We start from the raw sequence: 21,624 nt of genomic DNA on the forward strand, positions 1-21,624 counted from the left end.
AGTCCGCTGCCGCTTTACGCAAGCTCATGCAGGCTCCGGAACGGGCAATGACCACTCGATCAATGGCTGGTCGCCGCGCACATATAGCGGATGACGCGGTGCGCCATTTTTCGTCGTGCCAAGGCAGGTGAGTTGCGCGCCTGCATGGCGCAGCAGGTTCATGACCGCTGCCACGCGGTCGTCTCTCGCGTTCACACCCCAGCCACACACGACGCGTCCGTGCGTCACCGCCATCTCGTACAGGTAATCGTCGTTGTCCGGACCAACCGGGTCATGATGCAGCCACAGCGCCGCGGGGTCGGTCGAACGCAACGCGTACAGGTTCACGACGGTGATTGCGTTGAATCTCCATGAAGACGCAAAGCAACGACAGCGCCTGATAGTCGGGTCGTCAAGCGTGGCGTCAGCCGTGCTCGGATTCAGCATGAGAAACATTACCTTTCCGCGTTTGCCTGGTGGCGTGTCGCCCGCGCGCGTCAGCACGTAGCGATACGTGCCGCAAGGACTGATGATCGCGCTCATAATGAGATTCCTCGATAAGCAGGGAGACGGCCATGCATCAAGACGTTGAAGTGGGCGACTACCTTCTGACTATAAACGTCGTGCCGAAATCCGACCCTGCTGACGCAGAAAAGATTAATGGTTTTAGCGTCCGCGTGATGGTGACTCGCCACGATGAAACACCGGTTCGAGGTTCAACACACGCGGAAGATTCCGGCGAATTGACCGGCGCTCACGGGCCCTACGTCACGGTGGCGGACGCCGTTGCGCACGGTGAGGCATGGGGCAGACACTTCGTCGCGCGCGTATTGGGCGGGGCGGTCTAGTTCCCATTTGTTTGGTGCGGGCTCCTGATGGTGGAGGTTTCAATGTGGGAAAGAATAGACTACAAAGGCTTCGAGATCTGGGTGCTGCCGATCCTCGCATACGGACCTCCCACGCCAGATACGCCCTACCACTACAACGGCTACGTATGTCGGCCAGGTGCTGACCTGCGTCACGCCGGTCAACGCACGCAGTTTTATGAGCTCGGCAATGTGTTCGAGACTGAAGCAAAGGCACTGGATGCGGCCTATCACGCGGGGCGCGACCTCGTCGACAAGCTGACTGACAACCGCTGAGTAGTACAGTCGAAACGCGTGAGCGGCTGGTGCTGGCTTCAACTCTCCGCTACGCAAGGCGAAGACTGAGACGCCAGCCGGCATACAAGCTTACGTGTGCTGCATTGCACAGAATTGCTCTGTGCCCGGCAAGTCTTGAGCGGCGGATTCCACGTCCGCCGCTTTTCTACTACTTCGATGCCACACTCACCAGCACCGGCTTGTCGAGATAGAGCGTCGGATACAGACGCTTCAGGTTCTCGACCTTCGGCAGGTCGTTGATCGCTATGTACGGTTCATCCGGATGCAGCGTCAAATAGTTCTGGTGATAAGACTCAGCCGGATAAAAACCCTTGAGCAGGTCTGTCTTCGTCACAATCGGTGAGGAGAAAACATGCGCCTTGTCGAGTTGCGCGATATAGCTTTGCGCGATGCGTTTTTGCATGTCGTTGGCCGGAAAGATTGCCGAACGATATTGCGTGCCGCTATCCGGGCCTTGCCGGTTTAATTCCGTCGGGTCGTGAGCGACCGAGAAATAGATCTGCAGCAACTTGCCGTAGGTGATCTTCGTCGGATCATACGTGATCTGCACAGACTCGGCGTGACCCGTCTGGCCCCCGCTGACGGTCTCGTATTGCGCGGTCTGGGGCTGACCGCCGGAGTAGCCCGCCACCACTTTCGTCACGCCTTTTACGTGCTGGAATACGCCTTGAACGCCCCAGAAACAACCGCCCGCAAGCACAGCGGTTTCCTGGTGCGCACCATTCGCGGGTTCGTCGAGCGCGGGCGGGGCAATCGCGACTGCTGCTTCGGAAGAATGCGCTGGATGCATGGATGTGAACAAGATGCCGATGCCCAGACCGACAGCCGTCAAGAGCGCCGCGCCGCGCGAACGCAGAAACGTGGCAGGATTTTGCTTCGTGGAAATCATGGAGAGCCTCCGGGTTTCAGGACGACGCGCTTTAACTAGCGCCCGGCAGCCAAACATCGGCCGGGCACTTAAGCGTGGTCCTCTTGCGTCATGTTAGCCCGCCCGGAGACGTCTGGAAGCTTGATGACAAAGATGTCATCGAAAGGTCATGGAAAGGTCAGGACGAGGTGCCGCCGAAACCACTTACCCACTCACGCAAACGCACCTACGACAATCCGCGCCGCCGACGCCACCACGTCGTCACGCGCCTTTGCGCCCTGCTCTCGCTGAGTCAGGTAGATGGCCAGGACAATGGGCGGTTTTCCCGGTGGCCAAATTACGCCGATATCGTTTGTCGTACCGTAATCGCCTGAACCGGTTTTGTCGCCAACCATCCAATGCGCCGGCAAAGCGGCAGCAATTTTGTCGGCCCCGGTGGTATTGCCTAGCAGCCATGTTTGCAGCTGGCTGCGTTGCGAAGCGCCAAGCGCATCGCCTAGTGTCACGCGCTGCAGGCTTTGCGCCATGGCTGCCGGCGTGGATGTGTCGCGCGGGTCACCGGGTATCGCCGTATTCAGCTCAGGCTCCCAGCGGTCGAGATGAAACTGGGTATCGCCGATCGAGCGCGCGAATGCCGTCACCGTTTCCGGGCCGCCGACCAGTTTTATCAACAGGTTGGCGGCGGTGTTGTCGCTATATTGCAGTGCGGCAGCGCAGAGTTCCGCTACGGTCATGCCCGTAGCGATCTGTTTTTTAGTGATGGGCGCCCACGACAACAGCTCGCTCTGCGTGTAGTGGATCCGGCGCTCAAGCAAGCCCTTTTGAAGCTCACTCTGTTTGAGGACCGCGGACACCAGCACCAATTTGAAGGTGCTGCAAAGCGGGAAACGCTCGTCCGCGCGATAGTTCACCTGCTTGCCATCGGCAGTGTTCAGCGCTGCTACGCCAAGGCGTCCTCCGGCACTGCTCTCCAGTTGCTTCAACTGGTCTTCGGCAGTTGAACCGGTGGCCGCGCGCCATGACGCACACGCGCTAACAAAGGGAATCATGGCAGCAGCCGTCAGCAATGAACGGCGGCGCGGGGAGTAAAGGATTGAAGGTTGCATCGGGTTGGAAACAGGGGAAAGCGTTGCGAAAGTCTTGCGAATCATCGGATAAACAACAAGCCAGAAATGCTCGTCGCCGAAGCTTACAGGCGGGACACGAAAAGTACAAACAACGCGCGCCAGTGCCGAAAAGATGGCTCGGTCGATGCGCAAAAATCTTGCGCATCGACCTGCGAGATGGCGCGCGCTTGTCCCCTGCTCGTCCTCTGCTTTTCCTTTTCTTACGTCGCCTGATGAACGTGTACGCGGCGCGGCGTGATTGTGGATACAACAAACGCCACCACAATATTCAACGCCAGCGCGATCAGCCCGATATACAGCGGATACGTCGCGCCCCCAACATGCAGTGCGAACACCGGCTTCAAACCCTGCGCGATCGCCATGCCGGTCCCGAGCACGATTCCGGCGAGCCAGCCGAGAAACAGCCCTGGCGTGTTCAGACGCCGCGTGTAAAGCGAGAACACAATGGCCGGGAATATCTGCAAGATCCACATGCCGCCGAGCAATTGCAGATCAATTGCATACTGCGTCGGCAGGAACACGATGAACAGCAGTGCGCCGAACTTCACAACCAGCGACACCAGCTTCGCTGTCTTTGCTTCCTTCTCGGGCGTGATGTCACGCGCCATCAGCGGCCACAGATTACGTGTGAACAGGTTCGCTGCCCCGATCGACATGATCGCTGCCGGCACAAGCGCGCTGATCGCAATGGCCGCGGCCGCGAAGCCAACGAACCACGAAGGGAACAACTGACCGAACAATGCGGGTACGACATCGGACGCGGATTGCACCTTGATGCCCGCCGCAATCGCCATGTAGCCGAGCAACGCAATCAGGCCGAGCAGCAGAGTGTAGGCGGGCAGAAAGATGGCGTTCTTGCGCACGGTAGCAGCCGACGACGACGACAATACCGCGGTCATGGTATGCGGATACATGAACGCGGCGAGCGCCGAACCTAACGCGAGCGATGCATAGGCGGTGAATTGCGTCGGCTTGAGGATGATGCCGGTTGCACCGCCCTTGGCTTTGAAGAACTGATCGGCGGCGTCGAACACGTGCGCATAGCCACCGAGTTTCGACGGAATCAGCCAGACCGCCGCAATCACCACGATATAAATCATGATGTCCTTCACGAACGCGATCATGGCCGGCGCGCGCAAGCCGCTTGTGTACGTGTAGAGCGCGAGGATCACGAACGCAACAATCAGCGGCAACTCGCCGCTCACGCCCAGACCCTTGATCACGACCTGCATGCCCACCAGTTGCAATGCAATATACGGCATGGTCGCAACGATACCGGTCACTGCCACGGCCGCCGGGAACCACTTGCCGCCGTACTCGCCGTGCACATAATCGGCTGCCGTAATATGGTTCTTCGCGTGAGCGATCTTCCATAGCTTCGGCATGACGGCAAAGACAAAAGGATAAACAATGATGGTGTAAGGCAGCGCGAAGAAACCATATGCGCCCACTGAATACACCAGGGCGGGTACGGCAATGACGGTATAGGCGGTATAGAAATCGCCGCCTACCAGGAACCATGAAATCACAGTGCCGAACTGGCGACCGCCCAACCCCCATTCATGCAGTTGCGTCAGGTCGCCGCGTTTCCAGCGCGCCGCGAAAAATCCCACTACCGTCACCAGCAGGAAGAAGGCGATGAAGACGGTCATGGCTACCGGATTGACCGGAACGATATCGCTCATTTGACACCTCTATACACGATGTAAATGATGAGCGAAGTCAGCGGTACCCATAGGAACTGATACCAGTAGAAGAATGGGAAGCCTGCGAACGACGGGCGGGTATCGTTATAAAAAGGCAGCCAGAGCAAGGCGACGTACGGAATGAGCAAGACCAGCCAAAGCCAGGAATGCTTTGTCTCTTCGGATGTTTTCATAATGGTTTGTTCGAGATTGAGGTTCGACCTGTCGTGCTTCGCGATGACCGGGCGCCGTGGCGAAGCTCGAAATAACGACACCGGAATTATGTTCGAGTTTTTGAAGACGTGCTGAATGCCCAAGCCGGAGGGGCCTGGAATAGCGGTCGATCGGGGAGCCTGAGACGGCCTGCGGTTCCAGCTTGCTTCGGGGCGCAGCGGCAGGCTTTTAAAGCACGATGGGTTTGGGGCCCGTATTCGGAGCCTTTATTTTGTCCTTTATTCGCGCCGGTGCGGGGTACGGCTTGGTTCTTTTGCTAGCTGGCAAAGGAACCAAGCATGGAAACGTTTAGGGTTGGCCAAGCAAATCGGCTAGCGCTATCGCAACTGTTTTCGTCGCGACCTTCAAGTCTTCTAGCGAGACGCGTTCGTCGGCCCGATGCCCGTTAGCCTCAAGCAGCGTCCGCGGACCGGCGCCATAAATGACGGTCGGTACGCCTGCCTCACAATACAAACGGGCATCGGTATAAAGAGGCACGCCCTCGGTCGGAATGTCACGCTGAAGCGTAACCAGGGCCGCGCGCTGCAACGCTTGCGACAAGCGCTCTGCGCCGTCAAGCGAGCGCAACGGCGACGTAACCAGCACCTCTTCTATCTCCACGCTAATGCCCGGCAAGCCATCCACAGACGCAGTGATCAGCGTCTTCAATTGCTTGAGCACGTCTTGCGGATTCTCCTCCGGCACTACACGCCGGTCGAGCCGCAAACTCACCTTGTCAGGCACCACATTCGTGTTAATGCCGCCTTTGATCAGACCCACCACTAACGTAGGGTGATCGATTCCCGGCGTCTCCGAATGGATCTCGCGCAATGCCGCCCGATGCGCGTACAGAGCGTTCAGCACCGCCGTAGCGGCCTCTAGCGCGTCATGCCCGGTATCGGGCCGCGCGGCGTGCGCCGACTTGCCCCGCACCGTGACTTCCAGGTGGATCGCGCCATTGTGCGCGGTCGTGATCGAATAGGAAAAGCCTGCACAGATGGCGTAATCGGGCTTCACAATGCCCTGTTTTAACAACCACCCCGGCCCGATCAGGCCGCCGGTTTCTTCGTCATAGGTCAGGTGCAGTTCCACCCCGCCGCCGAGCGTCGCACCACTCTCGATCAATGCCTTCAACGCGAACGCATAGGTGGCGAAGTCCGACTTCGATACCGCCGCTCCCCGCCCGATCATGAAACCATCGCGGATCTCGGCACCGTATGGATCGGCGCTCCAGCCGTCGCCGGGCGGCACCACGTCGCCGTGCGCGTTCAGCGCGATCACCGGCCCCGCGCCAAAGCGATGGCGAACCACCAGGTTCGTCGCGCTGATCATGCCGGCGCGCGTGACATCGTCCACCGGCACCGCATGGCGTTCGACCGTGAAGCCGATCCTTTCAAGCCATTGCGCCGCCATCTCCGCGTGGCCCGCACAATCGCCCGGCGGATTGTCCGAAGGTTTTTGCACAAGCGCAGCAAGGAACTGGACCTCCTGGTCAAAGTGATGGTCGATGCATTCGGTCAGGATCGAGGCAAGAGCGGATTGGGTCATGGGTGTTGGTCTATCTAAGTAACTAGCTGAGGGTTGGCTGCATGGTAACGAGTAACGCCGTTGCCGGCGAGCTAGCGTCAGCTTAGCGGACCCGGTGCGCGGCTTGGTGATCGCACCCGAATGCCGCCCATAACAAACCGCGATCAATTTATCGCGCTTAAGCGCGGTTTTCATCGAAGAAAATTGCATTGGATCTCAAACAGCGCGTTTGTTTCGCAATCAATTAACGACCATTCTCGGCTAAGCTTTCAAGCATGGGCACACGCTCCGCCAAACGGCTGTCAGACAGCTGCCAGACGCGGATTTCCGCAAGCGCGGACACAATAATTCACCGGAATACGCTTCAATGAACCATAGAGACAATGCAGCGGCACTCGACCGCGACGATCCGCTAGCCAGTTTGCGCGACCAGTTCGCGCTCGGCCACGACACAATCTATCTGGACGGCAACTCGCTCGGTGTTCCACCCAAGGCCGCCGCCTCGCGCGCCGCCGCCGTCATAACCGGCGAATGGGGCGACGGTTTGATCCGCTCGTGGAATACGGCAGGATGGTTCGCGTTGCCCAAGCGGCTGGGCAACAAGCTGGCCCCGTTGATTGGCGCGGCCGAGGACGAAGTGGTTGTCACCGACACCATTTCAATCAACCTCTTCAAGATCCTGTCGGCGGCGCTGCGAGTCGCCAATGAGCGCGACCCCAAGCGTCGTGTCATTGTCTCCGAACGCTCGAATTTTCCGACCGATCTCTACATTGCCCAAGGGCTGATCGAACAACTGGATCGCGGATATGAACTGCGTCTTGTGGATCACGCGTCCGAGCTCGCCAGCGCTATCGACGAGAACACGGCCGTCGCCATGATCACGCACGTGAATTACCGCACGGGCGCCATGCACGATATGGCGGCGTTGACCCGCGTGATCCATCAAGCGGGTGCGCTCGCGGTCTGGGATCTGGCGCATTCGGCAGGCGCGGTTCCGGTCGATCTCAACAGCGCCGGCGCGGATTACGCTGTCGGTTGCACCTACAAGTACCTGAATGGCGGACCGGGCTCCCCCGCGTTCATCTGGGTGCCGAAACGGTTGCAGAATATTTTCTCGCAACCGCTGTCCGGCTGGTGGGGCCATAAAAAGCCGTTTGAAATGAGCCCGGAGTATCGGCCCGATGACGGTATCGGCCGGTTCTTGTGCGGCACGCAACCTATTGTCTCGATGTCGATGGTCGAATGCGGTCTCGACGTGTTCGGGCAAACCGACATGGCCACGTTGCGCCGCAAGTCGCTGGCGCTGAGCGACTTCTTCATCGAACTGGTGGAGACACGCTGCAGCGAATTTCCGTTGCAGCTCGTCACCCCTCGGGCACATGCTGAACGTGGATCGCAGGCGAGCTTCGAACATCCGCATGGCTATGAGGTCATGCAGGCGCTGATCGCACGCGACGTGATTGGCGATTACCGCGAACCGCGCATCTTGCGCTTCGGCTTCACACCGCTTTACACACGCTATGTGGATGTATGGGATGCCGTTGAAACATTGCGCGACGTACTTGCGACCGAAGCGTGGCGCGCACCCGAGTTCGCCGAACGTGGCGCCGTTACCTGATCAAATGGAGAACGCGCGATGACACAATCACATGAAAGCGAAGGCACGGGCGGCTGTCCCATGGGGTACGGGACGGGGGCAGGGACGGTGGCGGGGGCAGCAGACGACAATGCGCCAAAGCCCGAAGGCTGGCACGACGCGCAGCTCGACTTCGCTGGTTCCATGAGCTATGGCGACTATCTCTCGCTCGATACGCTCCTTTCGGCGCAACACCCGCTCTCACCCGATCACAACGAAATGTTGTTCATCGTGCAGCATCAGACGAGTGAGTTATGGATGAAGCTCGCGCTGTATGAGCTGCATGCAGCGCTTGCCGCCGTGCGTCGCGATGACCTGCCGCCCGCGTTCAAGATGCTCGCGCGTGTCTCGCGCATACTCGATCAGCTCGTGCAGGCGTGGAGCGTTCTCGCAACCATGACACCCTCGGAATACACAGCAATGCGGCCTTATCTGGGGGCATCGTCCGGGTTCCAGTCGCATCAGTACCGGCAAATCGAGTTCCTGCTTGGCAACAAGAATGTGCAGATGCTCAAGCCGCATGCGCATCGTCCGAACGTGCTCGCTGAGGTCAAGGCGACGCTTGACGCCCCCTCGTTCTACGATGAAGTCATCCGGCTGCTTGCACGCCGGGGTTTCCCGATCGCACCAGAAAGACTGGAGCGCGACTGGACTCAGCCGACCACGCACGACGCCAGCGTGGAAGCGGCGTGGCTCACGGTGTATCGCGAGCCGACACAGCATTGGGAGCTCTACGAGATGGCGGAAGAGCTCGTCGATCTCGAAGATTCCTTCCGGCAATGGCGCTTCCGTCACGTCACCACCGTTGAGCGGATCATCGGCTTCAAGCAAGGCACGGGTGGAACCAGCGGTGCGCCTTATTTGCGAAAGATGCTGGACGTGGTGCTGTTTCCTGAGTTGTGGCACGTCAGAACGCTGCTTTGAGCGTTTGATTGCACGCCTCATGTTGAGCCGGTCATGCGCGCGGGCCTTTTAGAAACCTGAAGGTCGCGCGGGGTAAAACAGAGCACGCTCTGACAAGCGGTGCGCTTTGCCCGATAATGACCCGCATGAAAATGCTCCCTACCCCCCGTCTCATGCGGCGTGCTTTTCTGGCGTTGCCCGCAGCCCTGCTGCTAGCGTCGTGCGCAACACCTAACGCATCGACATCACTCGATACCGCCATTGCCGCGCCGTATCGGGGAGATAAGGCGCAGGCGCGCGACGTCTACCGGCACCCGAAGGACACACTGGAATTCTTCGGCCTCGCACCGAACCAGAGCGTGCTGGAAATCGCGCCGGGCGGCGGCTGGTACACGGACATCCTCGCGCCGTATTTGCGGGGACGTGGCACGCTTTACGAAGCGCAGTATCTGCCACCCCACGGGCCGCTCCCTGCCGGCGAAGCGAAGAGTAACGCCGCGTTCGAGCGCAAGGTCGCTGCCGCGCCCGACATCTACGGAACGGTTGTGGTCGGCACGTTGCAATCGGGGCAGTTCAGCGGCTTGCCCGCGGGGCTGCAGGTTGATCGCGTGCTGACGTTCCGTAATATTCACAACTGGATAGAAGACGGTCAGGTCGATGCCAACCTGCGCGCGTTCTATTCGGTCCTGAAACCGGGCGGAGTGCTTGGTGTGGAAGAACATCGTGCAATGCCGGGTACATCGGTTCAGCAAATGATCGATACCGGCTATCTGACCGAAGCCTACGTGATCGAGCACGCGCAGGCAGCGGGCTTCCGGCTCGCCGCGCGAAGCGAGATCAACAGCAATCCCCGCGATACAAAGGACTATGCGCACGGCGTGTGGTCCTTGCCGCCGACCTACCGGGGCGGCGATACTGACCGCGCGCGATTCGCCGCCATTGGCGAATCGGATCGGATGACGTTGCGGTTCGTCAAGCCGTAGGCAAGCATGCCCGCCAATGGTTTGTTGCGTGGATCAGGGCTAACCGCGCGGCCGCCTCACTGACATGGACCATAGCTTGCGTGCTATTCGCTGACAGGTCCTTTCCTCAACGTTTGAATCACAAGGTTATCCATGATCGAAGTCCATCACCTGAACGAATCCCGGTCGCGCCGCATCACGTGGCTGCTTGAAGAACTCGGACTCGAGTACACCGTCCATGCTTATCAGCGCAATCCGAAAACGCGGCTTGCTCCGCCCGAGCTCGAAAAAATTCATCCGCTGGGCAAAGCGCCCGTGATTCGCGATGGCGACGAGGTAATCTTCGAGTCCGGCGCGATTATCGAATATCTGGTGCGCAAGTACGGCAACGGCCGGCTTGCACCAGCGGCGGACTCGCGCGACTACAATCGTTATTTACAGTTTCTGCACTACGCAGAAGGTTCTGCCATGTTGCCGCTCATGCTCAAGCTCTACACCAGCCGGCTTGGCGAGGGCGCTGCACCACTGCAGCCGCGCATTGAAAGTGAAATGCAAAGGCACCTCGGTTTTCTGAACAGCGAGCTTGGCGGACGGGACTATTTCCTTGGCAATGAATTGACGGGCGCGGACGTTCAACTGTCGTTCGCCGTCCAGATGGCCGTGAAGTTCTGCGGCGAAGATGCATACCCCAACCTCACGGCGTTCGTCAGGCGTATTGAAGCGCGTGAGGCGTATCGGCGGGCGATCGAGAAGTCCGGAGAGTAAGCGGCTTGGGAGACGACGGAATCCAGGTAGCTGGGTCCAGTTTCCCAAACGTCTTTTAACGCGGTGCGCAAATTCTCGCCACGACAACATGCCGCGTACGTCGTGACCAGCGCGCCTTTATTCCTTAATTAAGCCTGAGGTCAAAAGCATGCCACTCGTTCGAATCAATCTCGCGCAGACTGCATCGCCGGAAGTCGTCCAAGCTATCAGCGACGTGGTGTACGACGCAATGATCGATGTAGTCAAAGTGCCCCAGCACGACAAATTTCAGATCATCACACGTCATGCACCAGACGAATTGATCTACCCGGCGGAGGGATACCTGGGCGTGACCTATACGCCGGGGATTGTCTTCATTCAGGTGACATGGAACACCGGCCGGACGATTGAGATGAAGAAAGCGTTTTACCGCGCGGTGGCGGACGGCATACACGCGAAGACGGGCGTACGAAAGGAAGATGTCTGGATCAACCTGGTCGAGGTGAATCGAGAGGACTGGTCGTTCGGCAATGGCGACATGCACTACGCGCCGAAGTAACCAATGCGTGCGCAATGACGCAGTGACGGAGGACGCACCGCGGGTGGCGCACGTACGCGACCGGCGGCCATTCCATCATGCGCTAATACGGACGCCGGTGATTCAAGGCGATGAACACGCCCATCAGCGTGACAAAAGCCAGCACGAGCAAGGTCGCGTTGAGCAGCACATGCGGATAGCCGAGTTCACCGACATCAATGAACGGATACGGATAAAAGTCCGACATGCTGCCGCGCCAAAGCGTGATGCAAAGATAACTTAGCGGATAGATCAGCCATAGCAGGCATTGCCGCAAAGTCAGATGAAAGCGCGGCACGAACAGCACCCAGTAGATTACCGACAGCACGGGAATAACAGTGTGCAAGCATTCGTTGAGCACCGCCCGGTATCCCGAGGGCGTCCACAGGTGACGCAGCAACAGGTTATAAGCCAGCCCGACAAACACGATGTACACCACGACCGCCGTCACCACCGGCGGCTTGCGAAAAAATCGCCCGAGCGGCGATCGGCCAAGTGCCGCGACGAAGGAAAAACAAAGGGCAACAGCAAATACGGTCAGGTTCGTCAGATAGCTGCTAAGTCGCTCAACCCCATCGAATACGCTTAAGCCCCGGGCTAGCATTCGGTGGACCGTGATATCGGTTTGCGCAGCGAGCGCCAGCCACGCGAGTGTCGCGATGCAAGCGGCCAGCAATAACGACGCCGTGCGTGGTGCGTGCAAAGGCAATGCGTGCTCTGCCACCGTCTGCGACGGGCTTTGCGTCGGGCGGTGAGTCTGGCTTTTGGTCTGCGAGGAAATCGGCTTGAACATGCCGCGATTCTATACGCGGCAAGAGAGGTTCGCAGAGCGCAGGTCTGCAGAGCGCGGACTAGCCGAAGCAAGCACGCGCAACCAGAGAACTTAAGCTCAGGATATCTTGAAGATGTTTTGCGAGCCGCGCACGTACAGACCCTCGGCTTTCAGGAGAATGCGTTCGCGATACAGATCGAAGGCGGCAAGCACGGCGGATTCGCCCGACCCCATTTGCGGATTGAAACTCGAGAGAGCCGCATCGTCTATCTGGAATGATATCTCGCGCGAACCGTCATACCCCCAGAAGCACACGCAGTGCCGGGAGTCGTCGTAGGAACGGCTTGGGTTCGGGAAATTGAGTTTCATACGCCATCCTAGTCCTATTAGCGTGACGCGCGTGACGGTGTTATTCATAGTAATTACCCTGACTTGGCATTCTCTCGCGCTGATCGGAATTTTCCGGCGCCAAGAAAATCAGGAAGCAATTACCGCTAGCGGCCAGCAGGCACTTTAAGCCTTAAGCCCACACAATTCCTGTACGGCTTTTGTAATGAACCCAGTGCATCGACGCTCTCGCATTGCCCCCCTCGGTTCAAGTAGACTCTGGTGCCACGCAATCGATCAAACTGTCGGCGCCGTGCTTCCAGGCGCGTCGTCGGCTCCGCAAGAAATACGACAAGAAATACGCTCGCCACTAAGTGAAACCTGCCAACTTCCGCATCACCGCCGCCGTTGTAGCCAGCGCGCTCTTTATGCAAAACATGGACAGTACGATCGTTGCGACGGCCCTGCCCGCCATGGCGCGCGATCTTGGCGTCGACCCAGTGCATTTGAGCAGTGCCATTACCGCTTATCTGGTTGCACTGACGGTGTTCATTCCGGCTAGCGGATGGGTTGCCGATCGCTTCGGCGCCAAGCGCGTGTTCATGTGGGCGATTGCAACCTTCACTCTGGCTTCGCTCGCATGCGCAGCGGCCGCGAACCTGCCGCAGCTTATTGCTGCGCGCATTGTGCAGGGAATTGGGGGCGCCATGATGGTGCCGGTCGGACGTCTGATCCTTTTCCGTGGCGTCAAACGCGAGGAGTTATTGCAGGCCACCACATGGCTCACCATGCCTGCTCTCATCGGCCCCTTGATGGGTCCGCCATTGGGCGGTTTTCTCACCGATACCCTCTCGTGGCGCAGCATCTTCTGGGTCAACGTGCCCGTCGGTATAGTGGGGTTGCTGCTCACGTGGCGCTTGCTGCCAGCCGCGCCTCCCGAACATCATGCACCACCCGACGTGCGCGGAATGATGTTGATAGGCGGATCGCTGACGCTGTTCATGATCGGCATTGAATGCGCAGGGCGTGGGGTCCTGCCGCCGTTTGGGTCGCCCGCATGCGTCGCTGCGGGCGTGCTGATGTTCTGGATGGCCGTCCGGCATTGCCGTCGAGTGGACGATCCGGCTGTCGATTTCTCGCTGCTCGCGATTCCGACTTTTCATGCGGCGACTATTGCGGGAAGTTTGTTTCGTGCCGGCGCCGGCGCGCTGCCGTTTCTTGTGCCGCTGACCTTGCAAACCGGGTTCGGCTATAGCGCTTCCGCTAGCGGCCTCGTCACGTTCGCTAGTGCGCTAGGATCATTTTGCATGCGCCCCATGACATCGCTTGCACTAAGGCGCTTCTCCGTCCGGACCGTCTTGTGCGCAGGCAGTGTTTCGTTTGCCGCCGTGCTCGTGGTGTGCTCGTTCATGTCGCAGAATTGGCCCGCTGGCGCCATCTTCTTGTTGCTGCTTGTGGGCGGGTTGTCGCGCTCGCTCAGCTTCGCCACCATGGGCGCGCTCGCTTTTGCGGACGTACCCAAGGCGAAGCTTGCCGCCGCTACCTCATTCCAGGGCACTGCCCAGCAATTGATGAAAGCGGTCGGCGTGACAGTCGCGGCAGGGACTATTCAAGTCACCATGATCGTGGCTCCCGGCGCGCATGCCGAACGGTGGCAATTGGCCTCGGCGTTTATTGTTACCGCGCTTGTTGTTATTACTTCTTATCCGATGTTCATGCGGATGCCCGCTGAAGCAGGAGCCGGCATTTCTGCTTCGCGAGGGTCCGCACGCGGGCGCGCCAGTGAGGTCAAGTGACGCAACTAAGTGACCCAACTAAGTGACGCAGCTTAAGCGCCGATCAACACCCCGGTCCTGAATGGGACCGCGCCCGTTACTCGGCCCATTGGTGCACCAGCGATCACAAAGCGAATCGCCCGGCGCATATAAAAGACACCGTCATTTTTCGTCGTCAACGTGGTCACTTCGTCCGTGATCGGATCGACGATATCGAAGACCGGGTCACCCGCTTTCAAATGTGCCCCGACCTGCGCGCGATACACCACCACGCCGCTTGCCGGTGCAATGAACTGCTCGCTGCCGGCCAGCGGCGTCGCCGGATGATTGAGCGGCGGCAACTCGCGCGCCTCGCCTTCGATTACACCCCGATACGTCAGGTAATCGACAATTGCTTCCGAGTCCTGCGCGGCGAATTCATAAGACACATCGCGCTGACCGCGATGCTCGATCGTCAGTGCAACGTTAGGCGCGGCGAGCGGCGTACCCTCGCCCAGAAACCCACGAACGTCGTTCCACAATTGCGTATGAACCTCGTCGAATGACTGACCGCCCGAGTCCGCACAGAGCAATACACCACTCGCGCCCAGATAACGCGCGAGCGGCTCGACCGCCGGCCAGCTCGCAGGGCTCGTGTACAAGTGCATGGTGGCCTCAAGCGAACAATGCAGGTCGATGATGACGTCGGCATCGGCTGCCATGACCAGCATCTCGCGGCGTAAGGACTCGAACTCGTTCTTCGGCTTGACCTCGGCGAGCATGTCGCATACGGCCCGCCGCAATAAGCGCGTGTTGCTGTCGGCGTCCTGCGTCCACTGGCTGCCAATGCGTTCGACCAAAGCAGCGGCAGCAGGCAGCGGAAAGCTGCGATTGAAGTTGTGGCCGCTATTCAACTCGAAGCGTCCAATGAACTGTCCGAGCACGTGCTGCGAAAGTCCGATCGGGTTTGCGACCGGCACCAGGATCACCTCGCCGCGAATACGCCCCGCCTTTTCCAGTTCAATCAGCCGTTGCTTCAGGCGCCAAGCGGTCAGCATCGCGGGTATTTCGTCCGCATGCAGCGACGCCTGCACGTAGATTTTCTCGCCCGTACCCGGCGTGCCGAAGTGAAAACTGACGAACTCGCGGCGCGTGCCAATGGACGTGGAAACCAGCGGCGTGCTTTGGATGTGCATCGAATACTCCTGAAAATCCTGTTAGTTGCCGTAGACGTCGAAGTCGAAGTACTTGCGGGCGATCTTCTGGTACGTGCCGTCGGCACGCATGCCGGCGATCGCGCTATCGATGCTCGCCTTGAGCGCAACGTCGTCCTTGCGCAGGCCGATGCCTGTGCCATGGTCACCCATCTCAAGCGGTCCGCCGACGAAACCGAAACCCTTGCCTCTTGGTGTCTTCAGGAACCCGTTATCCGCTTCCACCGACCCCAGCAGCGCCGCGTCCAACCGGCCAGCCATCAGGTCTTCAAAGACGCCCTCCTGGCTCTGATACGCAACCACCTCCACACCGCCCGACTGCCAGTTCTTCTGTGCATAGGTTTCGAACTGCGTGCCGCTCTGTACGCCAATGCGCTTGCCGCGCAGACCCTCCGCGCTCACCGTCAAGGGAACGCCGGTCTTCGCGATCAAACGTGACTTGAACTGGAACAACTTGGTTGAAAACGCGATCTGCTGCATGCGCTTTTCGGTGATTGCCATCGACGAGATGATCGCGTCGATCTTGCGGGCCTGCAGCGCCGGGATCATGCCGGAGAACTCCATCTCGACCCATTGGCAATGCATCGCGATGCGGCGGCAGATCTCGTTGGCCAGATCGACGTCGAAACCGGTCACGGTGCCGTCGGGCATTTTTACGTCCATCGGCGGATACGTCGGATCAATGCCCAGGCGCAATACGCTCGCGTCTTTCGCGAAGGCCGGCGTGGTGACGGTCACGGCCGCGATCACGGCGGCGGCGAGCAACGAAGAGAGAGTTTTCATCGGCGCTTACTCAGTGGTTAAGACGGTGATGGGGACAACACGCCTGCATGGTACGAGTGCAAAATGCCACCAAACAGGGGCGATTTACTTATCATGATCACTTTTATAGATCACCCGGGCGGTTATTGTGGATCTGACCTTGACGCAACTTCGCGTATTCGTGGCTGTCGCTGAAGCCGGCAGTCTCCGGGCGGCGGCACGCAGCCTCGGCATTGCGCAAAGCGGCGTGACGCAACAGTTGAGGAAACTCGAGACCAGCGCAGGCGGCCCCTTGTTCGAACGCGGGCATCGCGGCGCGCGCCTGACCTCGATCGGGGAGCGCTTGCGGATTCGCGCCGACGTGATTCTTGGCGAGTGCGTTCGAACCGAAAACGAAATGCGCCAGTTGCGCGGCGAGTTGACCGGCCAGGTTTCACTCGGCGCCGCGGCCGAAGCCATGATGCGACTATTTCCTGCGCTGCTGGCGAGTTTTCGCGAACGCTGTCCGCGTATTGACGTTCATCTGACCAGCGCCACGTCGCGGGTCCTGACCGCGTGGGTACGCGACGGCAGCCTGGACTTCGCCTTGGCGCTGGTATCGAACGAAGCGGATATCCATGATCTCGAGGCGACCACGCTGTTTGGATCGCCCGTCACCGTCATCGCGCGGCGTGGTCATCCGCTAGGCCGCGCGCGATCGCTGCGGGCGCTGCAGGACTGCGAGTGGGTCAGCACCCGGCCTCGCCATGCGGGCGATGTCGCGAACCGCCTGTCCACTTTGTTCGAGGACGCAGGGCTTGAACCCCCGCGTATTGCGGCCACGACCGAAGCTGTGTTCGATACTTTGCATTGCGTGGCGAACAGCGATTATCTGTCGCTCGAACCCGTGCGTCTCGCGGCACATCCGTTCTTCAAGGACCATGTGGCGGTCGTCCCGATCAAAGAGCAGGCGTTGAGTACGCGCGTATGCCTGCTGCGCCGCGCAGGCGTGCCGTTGACGCCGGTCGCGCAGGAACTGGCGTCCATGGCGGTGTCGTTTGCGCGGATGTTGCCCGGGACTGCGGTGACGGGTGAGTCGCCTCGCGAATGACACGCGACACGATTACGCCCGCGCTCCTTCGGATGAAGTTTAGACCTAGTAACGCTTGACGTTAATAACGTTTCGCGTTATTATTCAACTCATGATCACTTCCTTCTGCTGCCAAGACACCCGCTCGTTGTTTGAAGGAAAGCGCGTGGCGAGATTTGTGAACTTCGAACGCGTCGCAATTCGTAAGTTGCAACAGCTTCATGCAGGAGCTGACCTCAACTTTTTGCGCCTTCCGCCCGGCAACTTTCTCGAAGCATTGAAGGGCAATCGAAAAGGACAATATAGCGTGCGCATCAATGATCAATGGCGTGTTTGCTTTTGCTTCGAGTTGGGCTGCGCCACGCAGGTTGAAATCTGCGATTACCACCAGGATTACTTATGACCCGCGAAATTCCACTCGATACACCCGGCGAGATCCTCGCTGAAGAATGGCTCGGTCCAATGGGCATCACTCAGTACGCGCTCGCAAAAGCTATCGATGTTCCGGCACGTCGCATCAATGAAATTGTGCAGGGGAAACGCGCCATCACCGCCGACACAGCCGTTCGTCTCGGTGCATTTTTTGGCGTCGATCCGCAAAGCTGGATGAACCTCCAAACGCATTACGATACCGAACAGGCGCGTGAAAAGCTCGGTGATCGGCTCATCCAAATCAGGCGCAACGGTGTAGCAAACGAATCGATCGCGTCTCTGCGATAAGCCGCGAAATAACACCGGTGGAGCACGCCGCTCGCTCCCCGCATAAAAGCGGCGCCCCCCACCCGTGCGCTTTCTCTAAACCGGCGACGGATTGCGATCCGCGAACCCGCGTTGATGCCAGTACGGATAGGGCAGCGGCAACGTGCTCGCTTTATCCAGGGCCGCCATCTGCTCAGCACTCAACGACCACCCTACACTGCCCAGGTTCTCGCGGAACTGCTTCTCGTCGCGAGCGCCCACAATCACGTTCGCGACTGTCGGCCGCTGCAGCAGCCAGTTCAACGCAATCTGCGGCACGCTCTTGCCGGTTTCCTTGGCCACGGCATCCAGCGCGTCCACAATGCCAAAGACATATTCATCGGCAACCGGCGGTCCCATATCCGCCGTCTTGTGCAAGCGGCTGTTCTCCGGCAACGGGCTGCCGCGACGGATCTTGCCTGTCAGGCGCCCCCACCCCAGCGGACTCCAGACAATGGTCGAGACCTTCTGGTCCAGTCCCAGCGGCATGAGTTCATGCTCGAAATCACGTCCGGTCAGCGAGTAATACGCCTGATGCACCGAATGCCGCGCGAGCCCTTCACGGTCCGACACCGCCAGCGATTTCATCAAGTGCCAGCCGGAAAAATTCGAGCAGCCGATCACGCGGATCTTGCCGGCACGCACGAAGTCGTCGAGCGTGCGCAAGGTTTCTTCCACGCGTGTCAGTGCGTCAAAACCATGCAGCTGATAGATGTCGATGTAGTCGGTGTTCAGGCGTTTCAGGCTGCCGTTGATGGCTTCCGTCAAATGATGCCGGGTTGAGCCAACGCTGTTCACGTCGGAGCCGAACTGAAATGTTCCTTTCGTCGATACGATCACCTTCGAGCGGCGTCCGGCAATTGCCTTGCCGAGGATCTCTTCCGCCATGCCGTCCGAGTAGACGTCTGCGCTGTCGAACATCGAGACGCCCGCCTCCAGCGCAATGTCGACCAGGCTGCGCGCCCCGTCGGCATCAGTGCTGCCCCACGCCTTGAAGAAATCATTGCTGCCGCCAAACGTGGCGGTGCCCAGGCTCAGCACCGGCACTTTGAAACCCGTTTCGCCCAGTAAGCGATATTCCATGTCCACTCCTTTTTCATTGAAAGCCAATGAGCCGCTACCGCGCTGCCGACCTTGGCAAGCAGGCAGCTTTGCTAATGCATCGGCCATGTTAAGAGATCGTTGAAAATCGCGCTTGGAGCCTCGGCAGGAGCAGCCGGCGGCAGCAAGCCGGTCCTACGCTTAAGCGAGAGCGATTACAGCCCCTGGATCACATCCAGCGCCACGCCCACCATGTCCTTCACCACCACCTGAACCTGACTGGCGGCTTCGGGCGCGTAATCGAACGGTTCCGTCTCATGCATGTAAGTCGACTGGCACATTTCCAGTTGTATTGCGTGGACGCCGGTCTCCGGCGTTCCATAGTGACGCGTGTTGTAGCCGCCCTTGAAACGGCCGTTAGCGACCCATGTATAGGCGCTCCGCGCGGCGGTGTCCGTGACGGCTTGCAAGGCACCCGGCGCCGCCGTGCGCCCATCCTGCGTTCCGATGTTCAGATCAGGAAGCTTGCCCTCGAACAAACGCGGCAACACGCTTGCAATGGAATGCGCCTCCCACAGCAACACGTTCGGATGAGCCGCCCGCAACCGAGCGAGTTCTGCTTCAAGCGCGTCGTGATACGGCTGCCAGTAGGTCACTACGCGCCGCGCTTTCTCGGCAGAATCGGGCCCTGCGCCATCACGATACAGCGGCATGCCACGGAAGGTTTCGCCCGGACACAGGCCCGTTGTCGTCTGGCCCGGATATAGGCTTTCATCGTTCGATGGCCGGTTCAGATCGATCACATAACGCGAGATACGAGCGCCCAGAATGGTCGCGCCCATCTCGCGGGCGAAGTCATACAGCCGGTCGAGATGCCAGTCGGTATCGGCGACGGTCAGCGCCATGTCCGTGTACAACGGCCGCAAGCTCTCGGGAATTTCAGTGCCTACGTGCGGGATGGAAATAAGCAGCGGAGCGTCGCCGCGATGCAAGGTGTAGAGATCGGTCATGATGGATTAAGGGCGAAGTAAGCTTACGAAAGAGGTGTGGAAAAGAGGTCGATAGGCAAGTCGGAAAGCAGTTATCGGATGGTTTGAGTAAGGGTCTGAGTAAGGGTCTGAGTAAGGGTCTGAGTAAGGGTCTGAGTAAGGGTCTGAGTAAGGGTCTGAGTAAGGGTCTGAGTAAGCCAAGGTATGCGCGAGACGCGCGAGCGCTTTGTCGTTTGGAGGTAGCCAACAATCAAGGCGCGCACATTTCAGTCAGGGAAAACAAAAGAAGTGTGCGCCTCGGTTGCTATCCGCGGAAAGGAATCAGAAAGACTCGCGCGCGACACAAGGCAACCCAGTGTTCGCGGCTCAGCACGTGCGTCGCGCAATGTTCCGGCTTAGCTCGAGCCTTCCGGGAAGTCAGCGCCAATAGTCGTCTTTTCCCACGCATCAAAGTCTTGAGTCAGCGAAGCGACTTTCTTGCGCGCCAGTTCAAGCGCTGTTTTGCCGAGCAACAGGCGCAACGGCGGGGTGTCCGAGAGTGCCGCGTCAATGATCGCCTGCGCCGCGCGCACCGGATCGCCCGCCTGATTACCGCTGCGCGCTTCGGTCTGCTTGCGGCGCTCGCCCGCGGTAGCAGCATAGTCATCAATGCGCGTAGCCGACTGCTTGATCGACGGGCCGGCCCAGTTGGTGCGGAACGGTCCGGGCTCAACCACGAGCACGTCAATACCCAGCGGTTTTACTTCGATTGCCAGCGACTCCGAGATGCCTTCCACCGCGTATTTTGTGCCGTGGTAATAGCCCGTGGCCGCGAAACTCGTGATCCCGCCTATCGACGAAATGTTGACGATGAGACCGCTTTTTTGCGCGCGCATGACGGGCAACACGGCCTTCGTCATGTCGACCAGACCAAATACGTTGGTCTCGAACATCGCGCGTACGGCGTCGTCCTCGCCTTCTTCAATCGCCGCCAGATAACCGTAACCCGCGTTATTCACGAGTGCATCAATACGGCCAAAATGCTTCTGCGACTTAGCGACAACATCGGCGATCTGCTTGCGATCGGTCACGTCAAGTTGCAGCACAAGCGCGTGGTCCCCATGGCCTTCGGCCAGATCCGCAAGCTTGGACGGGTCCCGTGCCGTCACCACGGCGCGCCATCCGCGTTCCAGCACAAGTTTTGCCAGCTCACGGCCGAAGCCAGTCGAGCAGCCGGTGATGAGCCATACGGGGTTGTCTCGATTCATCATGGAAAGCTCCTGTTTATAGATCGGAAAGTCGGTTGTAGTGGGGGCATCGGAATGAGCATTCGGGCCGACGCCTGAGCATGCGTCGCGAGGACCATACCTGCCATACCCCGCCGCCAGACCCGCCAACATACCCGCGCGGAAATTCCCGCTAAAGCTTACTCGCGATACGCGAACGAAGCACAGCGTGGCCGGGTTGGTGCGCTTGGGGTCATTGCTTTCGATTGCCTGATTCTGCTGGCGGCAAGCAGCTTAAGGCCTTGTTATAGCGGGCATCGAGGCCGGCTAAGCTCAAATCTGATTTTAGTTTATGGGTCTTCGGCCAGA

The 21,624-nt window shown here is 59.3% G+C and carries 24 protein-coding genes; 11 read left to right on the forward strand and 13 right to left on the reverse strand.

Features of this window, described 5'->3' with window-relative positions; genetic code table 11:
* Positions 1-24: 24 nt before the first annotated feature.
* On the reverse strand, positions 25-522 hold the full coding sequence (locus tag SBC1_RS32335; protein ID WP_165104393.1) for a DUF1643 domain-containing protein: 498 nt from the start codon (positions 520-522) through the stop codon (positions 25-27).
* A 32-nt stretch (positions 523-554) separates the two neighbouring features.
* On the opposite strand from SBC1_RS32335, the gene SBC1_RS32340 reads away from it, so the two are divergent.
* Both SBC1_RS32340 and SBC1_RS32345 read left to right on the forward strand, forming a co-directional pair.
* Positions 555-827: a hypothetical protein gene (locus SBC1_RS32340; RefSeq protein ID WP_165104394.1), complete on the forward strand. Its 273-nt coding sequence runs from the start codon at positions 555-557 to the stop codon at positions 825-827.
* A gap of 42 nt (positions 828-869) precedes the next feature.
* On the forward strand, positions 870-1,121 hold the full coding sequence (locus tag SBC1_RS32345) for a hypothetical protein (protein WP_165104395.1): 252 nt from the start codon (positions 870-872) through the stop codon (positions 1,119-1,121).
* A gap of 169 nt (positions 1,122-1,290) precedes the next feature.
* Here SBC1_RS32345 and msrA read toward each other — a convergent pair whose 3' ends face one another.
* The 5 genes from msrA to SBC1_RS32370 form a co-directional block, all read right to left on the reverse strand.
* Positions 1,291-2,031, reverse strand: a complete 741-nt coding sequence (gene msrA / locus SBC1_RS32350) for a peptide-methionine (S)-S-oxide reductase MsrA (RefSeq protein WP_165104396.1) — start codon at positions 2,029-2,031, stop codon at positions 1,291-1,293.
* Between the two features lie 191 nt (positions 2,032-2,222).
* Positions 2,223-3,104 carry a class A beta-lactamase gene (gene bla / locus SBC1_RS32355; protein WP_165104925.1) on the reverse strand — a complete coding sequence of 294 codons (882 nt, stop codon included), beginning with the start codon at positions 3,102-3,104 and terminating at the stop codon, positions 2,223-2,225.
* A gap of 233 nt (positions 3,105-3,337) precedes the next feature.
* Positions 3,338-4,822 carry a monocarboxylate uptake permease MctP gene (gene mctP, locus SBC1_RS32360; protein ID WP_165104397.1) on the reverse strand — a complete coding sequence of 495 codons (1,485 nt, stop codon included), beginning with the start codon at positions 4,820-4,822 and terminating at the stop codon, positions 3,338-3,340.
* Positions 4,819-5,016, reverse strand: a complete 198-nt coding sequence (locus SBC1_RS32365; RefSeq protein ID WP_165104398.1) for a DUF3311 domain-containing protein — start codon at positions 5,014-5,016, stop codon at positions 4,819-4,821. The genes mctP and SBC1_RS32365 overlap by 4 nt, the downstream gene beginning before the upstream one ends.
* A 328-nt stretch (positions 5,017-5,344) precedes the next feature.
* Positions 5,345-6,583, reverse strand: a complete 1,239-nt coding sequence (locus tag SBC1_RS32370) for an ArgE/DapE family deacylase (RefSeq protein WP_165104399.1) — start codon at positions 6,581-6,583, stop codon at positions 5,345-5,347.
* Positions 6,584-6,929: 346 nt separating this feature from the next.
* On the opposite strand from SBC1_RS32370, the gene kynU reads away from it, so the two are divergent.
* The 5 genes from kynU (at position 6,930) to SBC1_RS32395 (ending at position 11,366) form a co-directional block, all read left to right on the forward strand.
* Positions 6,930-8,180 (forward strand): kynureninase, encoded by a 1,251-nt coding sequence (gene kynU / locus SBC1_RS32375; protein ID WP_165104400.1) that lies wholly within the window; start codon positions 6,930-6,932, stop codon positions 8,178-8,180.
* Between the two features lie 18 nt (positions 8,181-8,198).
* Positions 8,199-9,122 (forward strand): tryptophan 2,3-dioxygenase, encoded by a 924-nt coding sequence (gene kynA, locus SBC1_RS32380; protein WP_165104401.1) that lies wholly within the window; start codon positions 8,199-8,201, stop codon positions 9,120-9,122.
* Positions 9,123-9,238: 116 nt separating this feature from the next.
* Positions 9,239-10,084 (forward strand): class I SAM-dependent methyltransferase, encoded by an 846-nt coding sequence (locus SBC1_RS32385; RefSeq protein ID WP_165104402.1) that lies wholly within the window; start codon positions 9,239-9,241, stop codon positions 10,082-10,084.
* A gap of 132 nt (positions 10,085-10,216) precedes the next feature.
* Complete coding sequence (locus SBC1_RS32390) at positions 10,217-10,828, forward strand: glutathione S-transferase family protein (RefSeq protein ID WP_165104403.1); 612 nt, start codon at positions 10,217-10,219, stop codon at positions 10,826-10,828.
* A 148-nt stretch (positions 10,829-10,976) separates the two neighbouring features.
* Positions 10,977-11,366: a tautomerase family protein gene (locus tag SBC1_RS32395; protein ID WP_165104404.1), complete on the forward strand. Its 390-nt coding sequence runs from the start codon at positions 10,977-10,979 to the stop codon at positions 11,364-11,366.
* Between the two features lie 82 nt (positions 11,367-11,448).
* Here the strand turns inward: SBC1_RS32395 and SBC1_RS32400 are convergent, their stop codons facing one another.
* Positions 11,449-12,177, reverse strand: a complete 729-nt coding sequence (locus tag SBC1_RS32400; protein ID WP_165989126.1) for a Pr6Pr family membrane protein — start codon at positions 12,175-12,177, stop codon at positions 11,449-11,451.
* A 96-nt stretch (positions 12,178-12,273) separates the two neighbouring features.
* Positions 12,274-12,525 (reverse strand): DUF1488 domain-containing protein, encoded by a 252-nt coding sequence (locus SBC1_RS32405; RefSeq protein WP_031360797.1) that lies wholly within the window; start codon positions 12,523-12,525, stop codon positions 12,274-12,276.
* A 332-nt stretch (positions 12,526-12,857) separates the two neighbouring features.
* Here SBC1_RS32405 and SBC1_RS32410 point away from each other — a divergent pair, with 332 nt between their 5' ends.
* Entirely contained in the window at positions 12,858-14,279 is a 1,422-nt protein-coding gene (locus SBC1_RS32410) for an MFS transporter (protein WP_165104405.1), read from the forward strand.
* Between the two features lie 32 nt (positions 14,280-14,311).
* Here SBC1_RS32410 and SBC1_RS32415 read toward each other — a convergent pair whose 3' ends face one another.
* Both SBC1_RS32415 and SBC1_RS32420 read right to left on the reverse strand, forming a co-directional pair.
* Positions 14,312-15,433, reverse strand: coding sequence for a succinylglutamate desuccinylase/aspartoacylase family protein (locus SBC1_RS32415; RefSeq protein WP_165104406.1), 1,122 nt, complete (start codon positions 15,431-15,433; stop codon positions 14,312-14,314).
* Positions 15,434-15,454: 21 nt separating this feature from the next.
* The gene (locus SBC1_RS32420; RefSeq protein WP_165104407.1) at positions 15,455-16,234 is read right to left on the reverse strand and encodes a transporter substrate-binding domain-containing protein; all 780 of its coding nucleotides are present in this window, start codon (positions 16,232-16,234) and stop codon (positions 15,455-15,457) included.
* Between the two features lie 139 nt (positions 16,235-16,373).
* Between SBC1_RS32420 and SBC1_RS32425 the strand changes: the two genes are divergently transcribed.
* The 3 genes from SBC1_RS32425 to SBC1_RS32435 all read left to right on the forward strand — a co-directional run bounded on the left by SBC1_RS32425 (position 16,374) and on the right by SBC1_RS32435 (position 18,002).
* The gene (locus tag SBC1_RS32425; protein ID WP_241202305.1) at positions 16,374-17,303 is read left to right on the forward strand and encodes a LysR substrate-binding domain-containing protein; all 930 of its coding nucleotides are present in this window, start codon (positions 16,374-16,376) and stop codon (positions 17,301-17,303) included.
* A 91-nt stretch (positions 17,304-17,394) separates the two neighbouring features.
* Positions 17,395-17,685: a type II toxin-antitoxin system RelE/ParE family toxin gene (locus SBC1_RS32430; RefSeq protein ID WP_165104409.1), complete on the forward strand. Its 291-nt coding sequence runs from the start codon at positions 17,395-17,397 to the stop codon at positions 17,683-17,685.
* Positions 17,682-18,002, forward strand: a complete 321-nt coding sequence (locus SBC1_RS32435; protein WP_165104410.1) for a HigA family addiction module antitoxin — start codon at positions 17,682-17,684, stop codon at positions 18,000-18,002. Before SBC1_RS32430 ends, SBC1_RS32435 begins: the two co-directional genes overlap by 4 nt.
* A 75-nt stretch (positions 18,003-18,077) precedes the next feature.
* Here SBC1_RS32435 and SBC1_RS32440 read toward each other — a convergent pair whose 3' ends face one another.
* From SBC1_RS32440 to SBC1_RS32450, 3 genes are all read right to left on the reverse strand, one after another.
* A complete protein-coding gene (locus SBC1_RS32440; RefSeq protein ID WP_165104411.1) occupies positions 18,078-19,103 on the reverse strand; it encodes an aldo/keto reductase in 1,026 nt (341 codons plus the stop codon).
* A gap of 173 nt (positions 19,104-19,276) precedes the next feature.
* Positions 19,277-20,071: an N-formylglutamate deformylase gene (hutG, locus tag SBC1_RS32445; protein WP_165104412.1), complete on the reverse strand. Its 795-nt coding sequence runs from the start codon at positions 20,069-20,071 to the stop codon at positions 19,277-19,279.
* A gap of 374 nt (positions 20,072-20,445) precedes the next feature.
* Entirely contained in the window at positions 20,446-21,300 is an 855-nt protein-coding gene (locus tag SBC1_RS32450; RefSeq protein WP_165104413.1) for an oxidoreductase, read from the reverse strand.
* Positions 21,301-21,624 lie beyond the last annotated feature (324 nt).

Source organism: Caballeronia sp. SBC1, assembly GCF_011493005.1.
Classification (GTDB): Bacteria; Pseudomonadota; Gammaproteobacteria; order Burkholderiales; family Burkholderiaceae; genus Caballeronia.